Raw genomic sequence first — 15509 nt, 5'->3', positions numbered from 1 at the left:
AAGGTCGCCCCTATGAACCGCATATTCAAAACGATTTATAACAAAAAGCTTGGCCGGATCGATGTCGTCAGTGAAATCGCCTCGAACTGCGCACTGACCAGCAGCGTCAACGAACAAGCGGGCCGCAGCGCCGCAGCGAACGGTATGCTGCTTCTTGCGCTCAAGCCGCTCACGGTTGTCTTGTGGGCGGCCTTCGGTCTGATCGCCCTGCCGGTCATGCAGGCGGTGGCGGGCGGTCTGCCGACCAATGGCCAGGTCGCGGTGGGGCAGGGCAGTATCGCCAGCAATGGCAATGCCATGACGGTGAAGCAGGCGACCGATCGCATGGCCATCAACTGGCAGAGCTTCGATATCGGTGCGAAGAACTCGGTCACGTTCATTCAGCCGGCAAGCAGCTCGGTCGCCCTGAACCGGGTCATCGGTGGTGGCTCGGCCTCGCAGATCATGGGCGTGCTCAACGCCAATGGCCAGGTCTTCCTGCTCAACCCCAACGGTGTTCTGGTCGGTAAAGATGCGGTCATCAACACCGGTGGCCTGCTTGCCTCGACCTACAGCATGTCCGATGCCAACTTTGCCGCAGGCAAGTATGAACTGCGCGCCAGCGCCGCGAGCGTCGGCCAGGTCATCAATCAGGGGCATCTTCGCGCTACCAGCGGTGGCTTTGTGGTGCTGGCTGCCAACCAGGTGGATAACCAGGGCGTGATCAGCACGCCGGGCGGAACCACTTCCCTGGTGGCCGGGCAGCAGATCACCTTGCAGGTGGATGGCAACGGAACGACCGTATCAGTGGATGGCAGCGTGGTCGATGCACTGGTCAAAAATCAGGGCCTTATCACCGCGCAGGACGGCCGGGTCTACCTGACCGCACGCGGGCAGCAGCAGGTGCTCAATGAAAGCGTCAACAACAGCGGTGTGATTCGCGCCAACTCGCTGAGCAGCCTGGGTGGTCAGGTCACGCTCGATGGCGGCAGCGCCGGTATCGTGACGCAGGCGGGAAGCATTGACGTCTCAGGCCTCAGAGGCGGCAAGGTGGTGGTGACCGGCCAGAACGTCCATCTGGTGACCGGCAGCACCATCGATGCGACTGGTCAGCAAGGTGGCGGGCAAGTCAATGTCGGCGGTGGCTGGCAGGGCAAGGACGCGAGCATTGCCAATGCGCAGGCCGTCGTGATGGATCGCGGCGCGGTCATCGATGTCTCTGCCAGACAGAAAGGGGACGGCGGTACCGCTGTCCTCTGGTCCGACAACTACACCAACTTCCAGGGCCTGATCCTGGCAAGAGGGGCTCAGCAAGGCGGTAATGGCGGCCAGGTCGAGACCTCTTCCCACGGCAACCTGCAGGCCTTCGGCAGCGTCGACGCGTCGGCCGTGAATGGCCTGGCGGGTAACTGGCTGCTCGACCCGACCGATGTGACCATCGTCAGTTCCAGCACGGTCAATAACACCGATAGCGGTTCGGCGATCTGGCAGCCCACCGGCAATGGTTCGCAAATCCTCAATACCAGCATCAACAGCCAGCTCAACGCGGGCACCAACGTCACCATTCTGACCAATGGCTCGGACGTCACCGGGCAGTTGGGCAACATCACGGTCGGTGCCGATATTGTCAAGAGCACTGGCAATACGGCGACGAGCCTGACGCTCAAAGCCGATGGCAACATCGTCATCAGCAACCACAACATCACCTCGACGGCGGGTGCGCTGGATGTCAACCTCTGCGCAGGCCAGTCATCGGCGGTCACGTCCATCCTGGTCAACAATGCCAACATCACGACCAATAACGGCAGTCTCAGGATGGGGCAAGCCAACGCCAGCAACAACGTCAGTATCAATGTCACCGCTTCGACCATTGATGTTGGCAGCAGCACGGGCAGCAATATCATCGGTCAATCGGCGACCGGTCCGGCCGTCCTTCTCAACAACAGCGTGATCCGGGCCACAGGCGGGGCGCCTGTGGCAATCAACGGTCAATCGGGCACGGGTATCGGTGTCTATGTTACCGGCACCAGCAATCTGACGAACACGGCCATCACCGCAGGTTCCCAGACGACAACAGGCTTCAGGGAAGACGTCGCTGCACGTGTTGCGGATAGCACCATCGTGGCAACGTCGAATTCAGGACAGACAACGACGGCGGCACCGGCTGCTGACATCTATGGAACGATCGTCAACTCAACGATCAACGGTACGACCAACCATACCAATACCGGGCTGGCTATGTCTGCCGGTGTGGTCGTGGGAAATGGCGCGAAGATTATCGATTCAACGCTGACGGGGCGAGCCAAGGCGTGGGATGCAGGGCTTCTTCTTTATAACGCCACACTGACCAATTCGACCCTCGTCGGGTATGGCGGGCCGAACGACGGCGTGACGAACAATTTGACCGGCATTCAGGTGCGTGGCAACTTCACCGGTACCAATGTCACATTGCAGGGTAGCTCTCCCAACACGAAGCAAGGTATCTGGTTCACTAATGGCGGAACGATCACTGTTGCCGGCTATTTCAACATTTCGGGATACTCGGCCAAGGGAACCGGTGTCGATCTGAGCAATTCGGCGGTGACGATTTCTGCTGGCACTCTCAATATCTGTGGTTCGTCTTCGTCAGGCAAGGGTTTCAATCTCAACTTCACCAAAATTGGGGGAATCGCCAACGCCGCTAACATCACCCTGTCGTCCAAAGGCAGTCCGGATATAGTTCGCAACGTCATCGGCACCAAGACGTTTACCCCGGTTGAGTTGATGACTATCGTCATGCCTCGTGGCATCGAGAATCTGACCAGCGTCAATGCGACCAGTTTCAATCTCAGTGCGAACGGCGATTTCGTGTTGGACTATACGCAGCCGGGCAGGTTGGGCGGCTGGTTGTTGTCTGGCGCGAATGTCAATGTGACGGGAGGGAATGCCTCTTTCAAAGGTGTCAGTTTTGAAAACGGAAATATCACCGTTACCGGCAATCTGAATTTGGGGGCCGCCGATAGCAATATCACCCTGAGCAATGAACAGATATCGGCCGGGAATGTCACGATAAACGCAAATACAGCGATCATCAGCAATGGCACTATCACCGCCACCAACAATGTCCTGTTGGGGGGTACCAATATCACCCTGAGCAATGAACAGGTATCGGCCGGGAATGTCACGGTAAACGTAAGCAACAACGGGACCATCAGCAATGGCACTATCACCGCCACCAACAATGTCCTGTTGGGGGGTACCAATATCACCCTGAGCAATGAACAGGTATCGGCCGGGAATGTCACGGTAAACGTAAGCAACAACGGGACCATCAGCAATGGCACTATCACCGCCACCAACAATGTCCTGTTGGGGGGTACCAATATCACCCTGAGTAATGAAAATGTATCGGCCGGAAATGTCTCGGTCAGTGCAAGCACGGTGACCATCAACAGTAGCAATATCACTGCCAGCAACGCGATCAAAATTGACGCGAGCGCGAATTACAGTAATTTGTCCTACAAAAACAGAGCGGTCAGCCTCAACAACTCGAAATTCAAGGCGAGCACGCTGGATGTCAATGCGACCGCCAATTCGCTCAACGGGACTGCTGCGGGTGGTAGTGGTGTCACCTTGAACAACGATATCTTTGATCTGTCTGGAAGCGGCCAGATCACGGGCGTGTCCAACGGCGGTTTCGATATCTATTATGACGGCACCCCCGGGGTGGTGCTGACAGGTACCATCACCGTGCTTAACGGAAACCTGGCGATTAGCGGCGACGGTGGAGAATATACCCCGGGTATCCGCGCCAATACCGGCATCGTGCTCAACGTGGCGGCGGGTGCTTCGTTGAACCTGGATGCCAAGTCGAATTTCGTTAAGACAACAGGTCTGTACGCACCCTACTCTGCGGCGTTCACGGTTGTGGACATAAGCAGTGACAGTCCCCAGGCTCTCACTGTGACCGGCGGCGGTAGCGTCACCCTGACAGGTACGAGCAGTGGCGGAAGTTCCGGCGCGATATTTTCCGACCTGAACGTCGGAAATAACACGACAGTTACCGTCAATGCCACGGCCAATAATGGTTCTGGTCTGGCATTTAACAATATCAGCACTCAGAGCGGAGCCGTCGTCAACCTGATCGGTACGTCAGTGAATGGATCTGGCGTCCAGATTGGCAACCTGCCTGCGGGAGGAACACGCGCCAATACCTTGACCGAGGCCAGTGGGGCAAGCGTCAGCATTCAGGGTAGCTCCACCAACGGCACAGGCGTGAACGTGACCAATACAACGTTAAATGGCGTCAATGTCACCGGTGGTACCACCGGTAACGGTTCCGGTGTGACCATCAGCGGCACGCTGACCGAGACCAACGGTGCCAGCGTGACGGCCAATGGTGGCGCGAACGGCACGGCGGTAACACTCAACAACGCGACCCTGAGCAACACCTCCCTGGGCAGCAACAGCCTGAATGCCACGGCGCAGAATGGTACGGCCATCGCCGTCACCGGCAATACGACGCTGACCAATCTCACGCTCAACGGCAGCAGCAATAACGGAACGGGCGTTTCGGTCGCGGGCAACCTGACTCAGACAGGTGCGAGTGCGACCAATGGTACGTCGGTCAACGGCAGTGGTGTGAATGTCAGCGGCAATGTAACGGGCGGTAACGTCACGGGTAATTCGACCAATGGCACAGGTGTGAACGTGACTGGTGCGAATGTGACCGGCACCAACGTGACGGGCAATTCGAGCACGGGAGCTGGCGTCAACGTCAGCGGCAATACGACGCTGGATGGCACGAGCATCACGGGTAACTCGACGCTTGCCGATGGCGTCAACATCAGCGGTAACCTGACCAACATCAACGGCACCACCATCAACGGCACGGGTAACACGAGCGGTGTGAACGTCAGCGGCAATGTGACGGGCGGCAACGTCACGGGTAATTCGGCCAATGGCACAGGCGTGAATGTGAACGGCTCCAACGTGACCGGCGCCAACGTGACGGGCGATTCGAGTGCGGGAACAGGCGTGAACATCAGCGGCAACACCACCGTCACGAACGGAAAGACCGAGGGCAATTCGGATAGCGGTACCGGCGTGCAAGTCAATGCTGGCGCGCAGGTGACAGGCGGTAGCGTGAACGGGAGCTCTATCAGTGGTGTGGGCGTGAGCAATGACGGCGTGATCGTTAATGCGAATGTCATCAGCAGTTCCCGTGCCGGTGGTGCAATCGGAGGGGGTGGCAATATCTCCGGCAGTACCGTGCAGCAGACGACGCTGAGAAGGAAGCCAGGTGTGGTGACCGGAGGCCCGGATTCCGTCTCGGGAAGATCGACTTACCTGACCCTCGGCAAGACGTTCATGTCTTCCTTCCCGCGCAGAAAGACTAGCGAGGACACAAGAAGCACGGTGAAGAATCTGACTATCTGCGAACGCGGAAGCAAGAGCAGCAAATGCCAGTAATCTCATTAAAGCGGCATCAGTTTAACCCCGGATAACGGTTCAGCCTTCACGATTCAAGGTTGGGGATGCCATGCAAGCTGCTGGCAAGAAGGCAGTGACCATCAGGTCGTCTGTATGTTGAAAACTAGAACCCATTTCATAAATAGGCGTGAGTGCGAGCGAGTCCCGTTTGGGATGAAGTGCAAGGCGCGAATTTGGGTCAAGACTGGGCGTCTTGACCCAAATTCGTAACGCAGCAATTCGCCCAAACGGGCCGCTCCCTGCGGGTTCTGTCCAGAAAGGGCGCTGGCCGCGTTGCGCTCCTTGCGTGTGGCACCGCCACACGACGCGTCGCGCGCCTTGCCAGCGCCCTTTCTGGACAGAACGCATCTCACGCCTATTTATGAAATGGGTTCTAAAGAACCATATTCATCTTGGAGCGCACAATGCCTGATGAAACGAATAAGCCTGGTGGCAATAACGAATTGATCGATCGATTCGAACTGGAAAAATTTGAATATCTGGTGGCCACCAGAGAGCATGAAACGGCCGGACGGCAACTGGTATTTCTGCTCAATCAGATCGATGCCGCCTTCGGCGGCTATGGCGATAAATTCAAGGCCAGTGCCAGCGGCACCAGTCCATCCGAAATTACCGTCCATCTGGCCACCCGGCTGGCCGGTGCGATCACGAGCCTGTTTTCCGATCCGGCCTTCCATGTGACCGAGGAAGGATTCAAGCAATTGATGGGGCTGCACCGCTGGCTGGCCACCATGTTTGCCATCAGTCCGTATCGCAACGGTGACCATATCATCCGCAACCGTAACGAAGTGGGTGGGCTGGTTCACCCCATTCGCCTGAACCCGCAGAACCTGGCGGTGTTTTGCCTGAGTTTCTATCCGGACTCCGATACGGAACCTGATTTCGATGTGCTCTGGAATTTCAGCCCAGACGCGACCTGCATGCTGGCCATGGCCTTGCTGAGCCATCGCGCGCTGCCGACCGAAACAGCCCATGCACGCCGTGAGTTCCTGCTGGAGTGGCTCCCAGAAAAACTGAGGACGGTCAACAGTCTTCATGCCATCCCCGAACGCATATTGCACGACGTGTATATGCACAGTTCCTATGCGGATCGCTCGGACAAGCATCTCATCAAGGCAGAGATCGGCCGGATACTGCGCCAGGTGCTGCTCGACAGCGGCTATGCCGAAATGACGGAACTGCCGCCGAAGCGGGAGAAGGCGGTGATCGCTGTGGTGCTCGAATGGTTCAGCCGACATCACAGTATCTACCGCACGCACTCCACCACCATCAATGCGCTGCGCGAGAAATATCATGTCGTCGGTATCGCGCAGCGCCACACAAGTGATGAAGTGACGCAGAAGGTCTTTGACGAGTTCCACGAGATTTCAGAAGCCAACCCCGTCAAGGCCTGCTATGACCTGCTCAAGGAAATACGTCCGGACATCATCTATTTCCCTTCCGTCGGGATGTTCCAACTGACGATGTGGCTGGTCAATATACGTCTGGCCCCCTTGCAGCTGATGGCCCTGGGCCATCCTGCGACCACCCATTCCCCGATGATCGATGGCGTACTGGTCGAGGAGGATTATGTCGGCTCGGAGCAGTGTTTCAGCGAAAGACTGCTGATGATTCCGAAGGACGGCTTGCCCTACATTCCGCCGGATGGTGTCAGACGTGCACCGGCCCGTAATCGTGTGCATCGCGATGAGAAAGCCCCGATCAGGATTGCGATCTGTTCATCGGTCATGAAGATCAACCCCGGTTTCATCCGCACCCTGGCCGACGTCAGCCGTCGCAGTTTCCGACCGGTGCAGTTCTGCTTCTACCTGGGGCTGGGCAAGGGCGTGACTGCGGAATATGTGCGACAGACCATCCTGAAGACACTGCCCGATGCGCAAGTGAATGACCATATGGAGATCGACGCTTACCAGGCCTCGCTGAATTGCTGCGACCTGTTTGCCAATCCGTTCCCGTTCGGCAATACCAATGGCTTGGTGGATACGGTGAGACAGGCCTTGCCGGGCGTTTGCCTGACCGGTCCGGAAGTCCATACCCATATTGATGAAGGCCTCTTCCGGCGGCTCGGTTTGCCCGATGAATTGATTGCAGCGGATCGCCAGGCGTATGTCCGGGCCTTGCTCCGTCTGATTGAAGACGACGCTTATCGCAACGCGATTCATCTGCGCTTGCTCAATGAAGATGTGGAGCAGGTGTTGTTCCGCGGGCAGCCGGAGAAGTTTGTTGGCGTCGTGGATGCCGCCTATCGGCAGCGGCTGCAGACCTTGAAGGTGGCCGCGTGAGCTCGCGCGGTGTTGGCAGGCCCGGCGCTTCGCTGATGAAGCGGTTTTTTTTGTTGCGATGAAAAATCTGATTATTTTTCTCTTTGCCGGGCTGTTACAAAACAGTTCGGCCAATTTGCAAGCCTATGTCGGCCAGTGCGTCTTTCCCAGACATGCCGTGGCGGATGATGGCAATCTTCGTTTCGCCGCTGAGATTCCCATTTTCCGCACGGCCAGTGCCGCAGGTGAACCCAGCATCCTGCAGGTGTTTGCCCCCTTCAAGATTGCCGAGGTGGACAATGGCCTGATCCAACTTCTTGAAGTGCCGGGCAGCGACCACGAGAATCCGCTGGCAGGCAGGCCCTTGGGCTGGGCGCATCCTTCCGATTTTGAAGAAGAGGATCCGCGCAATTGCCTGTGAGCGGGCAGCGCGACGAAAGCCACGGGCGGGGTGCGATGCGGGCCTTTGGGCAGCAGGTTGAGCATATCCGGACCGATGACACCGGGCATGTGGATGTCGAGGGTCGCGATGCATCGACATGACAGGCCCTGCAACGCGGTGACCATGACGGGATGATCCTCTGCGATGATGTTGGTGAACGAAAGCATGTCTTAACGCTTGCCGCCCCGCCTGCCGGCCTGCAGCAATTCACGCATGGCCTGCAACGGCAGTTCACGGCTGCGGCCCCGGCGCAGCACCAGCGAGAACTGTGACTGGTAGCCGAACTCGGAGGGCAGCAAAACCTTCAGCCGTCCCTGATCGACCCAGGACTGGGCATAGTGTTCGGGCAGGTAGCCGATGTAGCGGCCCGACAGGATCAGGATCAACTGCGCTTCCATACTCTCCACGGTGGCCACGCTGCGCTTGAAGCCGTGCCGGCTCAGTTCGGTCTGGCTCCAGTAACTGCGGCTGACCACATTGAGTTCCGAGACCATCGAGGCGCGCAGGTTCCGCTGGTGAAAACAGGGATGTCGGTCACTGCAGTACAGCCATTGCTGTTCGCGATAGAGCGGCTGATAGACCAGGCCGTTGGCCTTGGCCGGGAAAAAGCCGACTGCGATGTCGAGATCATTGTCGAGCAAGCCCTTCTGCAATTCGTAGGGACTGCGAATGAGCAGGTTCAGATGCATGGCGGGGTACTTGCTGGAAAACACCCCGATGGCTTCGGCCAGCGGCAAGGACGGGTCGGTCACCGTGGTATCCAGCACCCCGATCTTCAAGGTGCCACCGAGTTCTCCCTTGAGCGATTGGGTATAGCGCTCGAAACTGTCTACCTCACCCAGCACACGCAGGGTCTCCGAGAGCAGCAGCTCGCCCTTGTCGGTCAGCGCAAAGCCGCCCCGTCCGCGTCGGCACACGGTAAAGCCGACCTCGCTTTCCAGTTGCGCCATATAGGTGCTGATGGCCGATGTGGTCAGGTTCAGCTCCTGTTGCGCGCGGGCAAATCCCTGGTGGCGTACTACCGTAGCGAATATCCGCAATAACTTGAAATCAATGCCTGGCGTCATAGAAAAATCATCGGTCGGGTGGGCGGTCGGGAGCCGCCTGCGGCTCCTGACATTAGTTTCGGATTTTAACAACTTATTATTTGGTTACAGCTATCTTTTGAGAACTATTGCCCATTGTATATTCGCCTCGTCGCAGCATGATGTTGCTGCCAGATCAAGGGTGATACGCAATGTCCAAAATCTTCCACCAGCCCCAGAGCGGCAATGACATGCCGCGTTTTGCCGGCCGTTCCACCATGATGCGCCTGCCCGCGATGGACAGTGCCGCAGGCCTGGATGCCGCCTTCATCGGCGTGCCGCTGGATATCGGCACCTCGCTGCGTGCCGGTACCCGTTTCGGTCCGCGCCAGATCCGTGCCGAATCGGTCATGATCCGCCCCTACAACATGGCCACCGGTGCCGCACCATTTGATTCGCTCTCGGTCGCTGACATCGGCGACGTCGCCATCAATACCTACAACCTGCTCGAATCGGTTCGCGTCATCGAGCAAGCCTATGCCAGCCTGCTGGCGCATCCGGTCATTCCGCTCACGCTGGGCGGCGACCACACCATCACCTTGCCGATCCTGCGCGCCATCGCCCGCAAGCACGGCCCGGTCGGCCTGGTGCACGTGGATGCCCACACCGATACCAACGACGACATGTTCGGCGAAAAAATCGCCCACGGCACCACCTTCCGCCGCGCCGTGGAAGAGGGCCTGCTCGATTGCAAGCGCGTGGTGCAGATCGGGCAGCGCGCGCAAGGCTACGCCAGCGGCGATTTCCAATGGGGCGTGGATCAGGGTTTCCGCCTGGTGCAGGCCGAACAATGCTGGCATCGCTCGCTGACGCCGCTCATGGAAGAAGTGCGCGCACAGATGGGTAGCGGCCCGGTCTATCTGAGCTTCGACATCGACGGCATCGACCCGGCCTGGGCGCCCGGCACGGGCACGCCCGAAGTCGGCGGCCTGACTTCCATCCAGGCTCTGGAAATCGTGCGCGGATGCCGTGGCATGAATCTGGTCGGCTGTGATCTGGTGGAGGTCTCGCCGCCTTATGACCTGAGCGGCAATACCTCGCAGCTCGGCGCGAACCTGCTCTACGAAATGCTGTGTGTGCTGCCCGGTGTGAGCTATCGCTGAGAGCGATCGTATGGAACTGAAGATATTGCGCTCCACCTGGGGCGTGCAAGTCCCCTGGAGTACCTGTGTGGCGCAGCTGCGCGAGGCCGGCTGTACCGGTCTGGAGGCGCGCCTGCCGATGGTGGCGCAGGAGCGGCGCGCATTGCGTGATCGCCTGCAGGCCGATGCGCTGGATTACATCGCCACCGTCTTCAGTGGCGCCGATGTCATCCCGCGTCAGGCCGACGGTCCGCAGGTGCATTTGCAGCATCTGGCCCGGGCCTTCGATGCGGCGGCGGAATTGAATCCGCGCTTCGTGAATCTGCTCGCCGGCAACGACCGCTGGTCCTTGTCCGAGCAGGTCGATTTCCTGGGCCGGGCGCAGGCACTGGCCGACAGCGCCGGCGTGCTCTGCTGCTTTGAGACCCATCGCGCCAGTTCGCTCTACAGTCCTTGGGTCACGCTGGACATCGTGCGCCAGCTACCGCAACTGCAATACACCGCCGACATCAGTCACTGGGTAGTGGTGTGCGAGCGCTTGCTGGATGATCCGCTGGATGACCTCACGCCGTTCCTGCAACGTGTGCATCACGTCCAGGCGCGCGTGGGCTACGCCCAGGGACCGCAGGTGCCCGATCCGGCCGCGCCCGAATACGCCCCCGAGCTGGCGTTTCACCAGCGCATCTGGGAGACGATCTGGGCCTTCCAGCGCAGCAAAGGCTACACGACGACCACGCTCACGCCCGAGTTCGGCCCGGATGGTTACCTGCATCTGCTGCCTTATACCCGCAGTCCGGTGGCCGATCTGTGGCAGCTCAATCACTGGATGGCGCAGCAGGAGCGTGCGCATTTCGGGCGCTGGTCGCAGCGACACGGCGTTCTCTCTTCGTAACCGATGCAGTCTCCACCTATCTGAGGACATTGACCATGCACACCGGACAACGCAATTTCACGGCCTTGCCCGTGATCGATATCCGTGGCCTCTACCACGATGATCCCGCACAGCGCCAGGCAGTGGCCGAGCAGCTCGGGGCGGCGGCGCGCGATGTCGGTTTTTTCTACATCGTCGGTCACGGGATTGATCCGCAGCTCATCGCAGGCTTGCGCACAGCCAGCCGCGATCTGTTTGCGCAGGAGATGCAGTGGAAGATGCGTTACTACATCGGCGACTCCTGGGGCCATAAAGGCTACGTGCCCGAAGGCGAAGAGGTCTATTCGAAGGGCCGGCCCGATCACAAGGAAGCCTTCGACATCGGCTACGAGGTGCCCGACGATCATCCGCTGGTGCTGGCCGGTACGCCCCTCATCGGCAACAACAAATGGCCCGATCTGCCTGGTTTCAGGGAGGCCGTTTCCCGCTATTACGAGGCGGTGTTCGCGCTGGGTCGCACCTTGTTCCGTGGCTTTGCCCTGGCGCTGGGACAGCCCGAAGATGCCTTCGAATCCCTGGTGACCTGCCCGCCCTCGAAGCTGCGCCTGATCCATTATCCGGTCGACACGGAAGCGGTCGATGCGCCCGGTATCGGCGCACATACCGATTACGAGTGTTTCACCATGCTGCTGTCGGATCAGCCCGGCCTGGAAGTGATGAACGACCAGGGCGCCTGGATCGATGCGCCGCCGTGTTCGGTGGCAGGTGAAGAGGCTTTCGTCATCAATATCGGCGACATGCTGGAAGTGATGACCGCAGGCGCCTTCCCGGCGACCTCGCACCGCGTGCGCAAGGTCCGGCATGAACGTTATTCCTTTCCGCTGTTCTTCGCCTGCGATTACCACACCCGCATCCGCCCGTTACCGCAGTTTGCCGGCGCCTCGTCGGACGCTACCAGCTATGGCGAGCTGACCATCGGTGAACACATGTATTCGCAGGCCCAGCAAACCTATACCTACCTCAAGCGCAAGGTCGAGGCCGGTGAGATGACCCTGCCTGCGGCGGCCCTGAAGCCCGGCAGTTTCGGTTACACCCGGCCCAAAGCCACGGAAGGCCATTGAGCTTCCGTCCTTGCTCTGCGTTTTTTTTAATTTTTCAGCCCGTCACTCAAGGAGTCCAGCATCATGAGCCCCACCTTCCGCAGCGCTTCGTTCAAGCGCGGTCTGCTTACGTTTGCCTTGTCCGCCTTGCTGCCGCTGGCAGCGTTCTCGCAAACCATCGTCCCCGGCCAGCTCAAGGTCGGCATGGAAATCACCTATCCGCCGTTCGAATCCTGGCAAGGCGACAAGGTGGTCGGTTTCGATCCCGAGTTCGCCGAGATGCTGGGCAAGGTATTGAAGGTCAAGCCGGCCTTTGTCGATACCAAGTTCCCCAGCCTGATTCTGGGTCTGGGCAGCGGGCAATTCGATGCCGTCATTTCCGGCATGTACATCACCCCCGAGCGCACGGCCCAGGCCGATGCCATCGCTTACGGGCGCACTGGTGCAGCCATCATGGTCGACAAGGATGGCGGCGTGATGCCCAAGACCGAAAACGATCTGTGCGGCCTGAAGGTGGGCCTGCAGGCCGGCACCAGCTGGGTCAATGCGTTGAAGAAACTCTCCGGCGACTACTGCGCCGCCCACGGTAAGCCAGCGGTGATCGTGAGCGAGTTCCCGACCGCACCGGAAGTCTCGCAAGCCCTGCTGTCGAAGAACATCCAGGCGCAGATGGAAATCGCCGGTGCCGCCAAGATGCTGGCCGAACGCAGCAGGGGCCGCATCGTGATCAGCTCGCCTGCACTGGTCTATCCGCAGACGCTGGGCATCTACGTGAAGAAGGGCAATACCGCGCTTTACCAGTCGCTGCAAAAAGCGCTGGCAGCAAGCCAGGCTAGTGGCGACTATGCGGCCCTGATCAAGAAGTACGATCTTGAGCCGGTGGCGGCCAAGTAATTTCCAGTCTGACCCACCAGGAGCCCTCGCATGGCATTAGATTGGTCGTATTTCTGGTCCTTGTTTTCGATGGGGATCTTCTGGCGCGCGTGCATCACGGTCGTCGAGCTCGGCTCGCTGGTCTGGGTGCTGGGGATGGTGCTGGGCTTCTTGCTGGCCTGTGCCCGCACCTCCGGCACGCGCTGGGTCAGCTGGGCGGCAGGACTCTACATCTGGCTCTTCCGCAGCCTGCCGCTGCTGGTCGTGGTGGTGGTGGTGTTCAACCTGCCGCAGATTTTCCCGATGAGCCGCAGCATCGTCGGCGATCCCTTCTTTGCCGGCCTGGTCGCCATGGTGCTCACCGAAGCGGCCTACATGGCTGAAATCCATCGCGGCGGTCTGCAGTCGGTCGCCCGCGGTCAGCGCGAAGCCGGACGGGCTCTGGCGTTCAGCCTGTTTGGCACGATGCGGCTGATCGTCATCCCGCAAGCGTTCCGGATCGCCTTACCCACGCTCATCAACGAGTACGTCACCATCATCAAGCTGACCTCGCTGGTGTCGGTGATCTCGCTGCCCGAGTTGCTGATGACGGGGCTGCGGCTGTATTCGCAGAATTTCCTGGTGATGGAAACCCTGCTCGGTGTGGCTGTGTATTACGTGATGCTGGTGACCCTGTTCAGCACGCTGCTGGGTTGGCTCGAGCGCTGGCTGGATTTGCAGAAGCGCCACCCCGCGACCCTCAGCGAGGCCGACTGCAGCGCCTTGCGCACGCAGCTCGGCGCACCTCCGGCCGCGCCGGCGGTGACCCAGGCGGCAGGCCAGCCAAGTGCGTTGGAGCTGGTCAACATCCACAAAGCCTATGGCGTGCATCAGGTGCTCAAAGGGGTGAACCTGAGCGTGGGCGCGGGCGAGGTGATTTCCATCATCGGTCCCTCGGGTTCCGGCAAGACCTCGCTGATCCGCACCATCAATGCGCTGGAGAAGATCGACCAGGGCGAGATCATTCTCTTCGGTGAAGGCTATATCAGCGCCACTGCCTCGCTCGACAGCAGCCTGGTGCGCAATGGCATCGCCCGTATCGGCATGGTGTTCCAGGGCTTCAATCTGTTCCCGCATCTGAGCGTGCTGGAGAACGTGTTGCTGGCGCCGCGCTATCACCGCCAGCCGGCCGATCCGGCGTTGCGGCGGAGCAAGGCCCTGCAACTGCTGGACAAGGTTGGCCTGCTGGCGCACCAGCACAAATACCCGCACCAGCTCTCCGGCGGGCAGCAGCAGCGGGTGGCCATCGCCCGCGCGCTGGCCATGTCGCCTGATGTGATGCTGTTTGACGAACCCACCTCGGCGCTGGACCCCGAACTGGTCGGCGAGGTGTTGAAAGTGATCCAGGATCTGGCCCAGGAGGGCATGACCATGGTGATCGTCACGCACGAAATGGACTTTGCACTGACGATCTCGGACCGCGTGCTGTTCATGGAAAACGGCCTGGTCCAGCTGGACGCCTCGCCCCAGCACATCCGCCAGGCAACGACAACCGACGCCGCGACGCTGCGCGTGCGCCGCTTCATGGGATTGGACGTTTGAGATGACGATGACTTCTGAGGAACTCAGCCTGCGCCGCGACCTGGCCGCCGCTTACCGTCTGGCCGCGCTGTTCGGCTGGGATGACACGCTCTACACGCATTTCTCGGTACGGCTGCCGCGCGCGGCCGATGCCGCACCGGAGGATGATCGTTTCCTGATCAATCCCTTCGGGTTGATGTTCGACGAAGTGCGCGCCAGCGATTTGCTGGTGGTCGACCTGCACGGCCGCGTGGTCTCCGGCAGCGCCGACTACAACGTCGCCGGTTTCACCATCCACAGCGCAGTGCACATGGCCCGTGAGGATGCACATTGCGTACTGCACACCCACACCCTGGCTGGCATGGCGGTAGCGGCCTGCGAGCGGGGGCTGCTGCAGCTCAACCAGATCAGCACCGAGTTCTACCAGCGGGTGGGCGTGCATGCCTATGAAGGCGTGGCCTTCAATCTGGAAGAGCGCGTACGCATCCAGCAATCGCTGGGTAAGAACGTTGCCTTGCTGCTGCGCCACCACGGTTTGTTGTCGGTGGGCACGACGGTGGCCGACGCGTTCTACGTGATGTTTTACCTTAACCGCGCCTGCGAGATTCAGATCGCTGCCGCGCAGATGGCCGCCTTGGCCGGGCCCGTCAGCGAGATACCTGCGCCGCTGAGCCAGCATGCCTGCAAGCAGTTTCAAAGTGTCGAGCATGAGCGCCACATCCTCTGGCAGGCCTGGCTGCGGCGCCTGGACCGGATCGATCCTTCTTACCGCGACTGAGGGGTC

10 protein-coding genes are annotated in these 15509 nt (G+C 59.8%); 9 read left to right on the top strand and 1 reads right to left on the bottom strand.

Going from position 1 to position 15509, the window contains the following annotated elements; all coding sequences use genetic code 11:
• The first annotated feature begins 12 nt into the window (after positions 1 to 12).
• The 3 genes from AACH55_RS15400 to AACH55_RS15390 all read left to right on the top strand — a co-directional run bounded on the left by AACH55_RS15400 (position 13) and on the right by AACH55_RS15390 (position 8133).
• Entirely contained in the window at positions 13 to 5430 is a 5418-nt protein-coding gene (locus AACH55_RS15400; protein WP_338715496.1) for an ESPR-type extended signal peptide-containing protein, read from the top strand.
• Positions 5431 to 5855: 425 nt separating this feature from the next.
• On the top strand, positions 5856 to 7733 hold the full coding sequence (locus AACH55_RS15395) for a peptide transporter (RefSeq protein ID WP_338715494.1): 1878 nt from the start codon (positions 5856 to 5858) through the stop codon (positions 7731 to 7733).
• 58 nt (positions 7734 to 7791) lie between these two features.
• Positions 7792 to 8133 (top strand): hypothetical protein, encoded by a 342-nt coding sequence (locus tag AACH55_RS15390; protein WP_338715493.1) that lies wholly within the window; start codon positions 7792 to 7794, stop codon positions 8131 to 8133.
• A 191-nt stretch (positions 8134 to 8324) separates the two neighbouring features.
• On the opposite strand, the gene AACH55_RS15385 is transcribed toward AACH55_RS15390, so the two are convergent.
• Positions 8325 to 9221 carry a LysR family transcriptional regulator gene (locus AACH55_RS15385; RefSeq protein WP_338715492.1) on the bottom strand — a complete coding sequence of 299 codons (897 nt, stop codon included), beginning with the start codon at positions 9219 to 9221 and terminating at the stop codon, positions 8325 to 8327.
• Positions 9222 to 9391: 170 nt separating this feature from the next.
• Here AACH55_RS15385 and speB point away from each other — a divergent pair, with 170 nt between their 5' ends.
• The 6 genes from speB (at position 9392) to AACH55_RS15355 (ending at position 15503) form a co-directional block, all read left to right on the top strand.
• Complete coding sequence (gene speB / locus AACH55_RS15380; protein ID WP_338715491.1) at positions 9392 to 10342, top strand: agmatinase; 951 nt, start codon at positions 9392 to 9394, stop codon at positions 10340 to 10342.
• 10 nt (positions 10343 to 10352) lie between these two features.
• On the top strand, positions 10353 to 11213 hold the full coding sequence (locus AACH55_RS15375; protein WP_338715490.1) for a TIM barrel protein: 861 nt from the start codon (positions 10353 to 10355) through the stop codon (positions 11211 to 11213).
• A gap of 35 nt (positions 11214 to 11248) precedes the next feature.
• On the top strand, positions 11249 to 12313 hold the full coding sequence (locus tag AACH55_RS15370; protein WP_338715489.1) for a 2-oxoglutarate and iron-dependent oxygenase domain-containing protein: 1065 nt from the start codon (positions 11249 to 11251) through the stop codon (positions 12311 to 12313).
• Positions 12314 to 12376: 63 nt separating this feature from the next.
• Positions 12377 to 13186, top strand: coding sequence for a transporter substrate-binding domain-containing protein (locus AACH55_RS15365; protein WP_338715487.1), 810 nt, complete (start codon positions 12377 to 12379; stop codon positions 13184 to 13186).
• A 30-nt stretch (positions 13187 to 13216) separates the two neighbouring features.
• A complete protein-coding gene (locus AACH55_RS15360) occupies positions 13217 to 14746 on the top strand; it encodes an amino acid ABC transporter permease/ATP-binding protein (protein ID WP_338715484.1) in 1530 nt (509 codons plus the stop codon).
• A gap of 1 nt (position 14747) precedes the next feature.
• Positions 14748 to 15503 (top strand): class II aldolase/adducin family protein, encoded by a 756-nt coding sequence (locus tag AACH55_RS15355; protein ID WP_338715482.1) that lies wholly within the window; start codon positions 14748 to 14750, stop codon positions 15501 to 15503.
• Positions 15504 to 15509: the final 6 nt, after the last annotated feature.

The organism is Herbaspirillum sp. DW155, from assembly GCF_037076565.1.
Taxonomy (GTDB): domain Bacteria; phylum Pseudomonadota; class Gammaproteobacteria; order Burkholderiales; family Burkholderiaceae_D; genus Herbaspirillum.
The sequence above is the reverse complement of the archived record's forward strand: the minus strand, read 5'-3'. Positions and strand labels throughout refer to the sequence as shown.

Excerpts from the sequence above, each read along its gene's own strand:
- AACH55_RS15400 (WP_338715496.1), top strand. The coding sequence starts at position 13 with ATGAACCGCATATTCAAAACGATTTATAACAAAAAGCTTGGCCGGATC.
- AACH55_RS15395 (WP_338715494.1), top strand. The coding sequence starts at position 5,856 with ATGCCTGATGAAACGAATAAGCCTGGTGGCAATAACGAATTGATCGAT.
- AACH55_RS15390 (WP_338715493.1), top strand. The coding sequence starts at position 7,792 with ATGAAAAATCTGATTATTTTTCTCTTTGCCGGGCTGTTACAAAACAGT.
- AACH55_RS15385 (WP_338715492.1), bottom strand. The coding sequence starts at position 9,221 with ATGACGCCAGGCATTGATTTCAAGTTATTGCGGATATTCGCTACGGTA.
- speB (WP_338715491.1), top strand. The coding sequence starts at position 9,392 with ATGTCCAAAATCTTCCACCAGCCCCAGAGCGGCAATGACATGCCGCGT.
- AACH55_RS15375 (WP_338715490.1), top strand. The coding sequence starts at position 10,353 with ATGGAACTGAAGATATTGCGCTCCACCTGGGGCGTGCAAGTCCCCTGG.
- AACH55_RS15370 (WP_338715489.1), top strand. The coding sequence starts at position 11,249 with ATGCACACCGGACAACGCAATTTCACGGCCTTGCCCGTGATCGATATC.
- AACH55_RS15365 (WP_338715487.1), top strand. The coding sequence starts at position 12,377 with ATGAGCCCCACCTTCCGCAGCGCTTCGTTCAAGCGCGGTCTGCTTACG.
- AACH55_RS15360 (WP_338715484.1), top strand. The coding sequence starts at position 13,217 with ATGGCATTAGATTGGTCGTATTTCTGGTCCTTGTTTTCGATGGGGATC.
- AACH55_RS15355 (WP_338715482.1), top strand. The coding sequence starts at position 14,748 with ATGACGATGACTTCTGAGGAACTCAGCCTGCGCCGCGACCTGGCCGCC.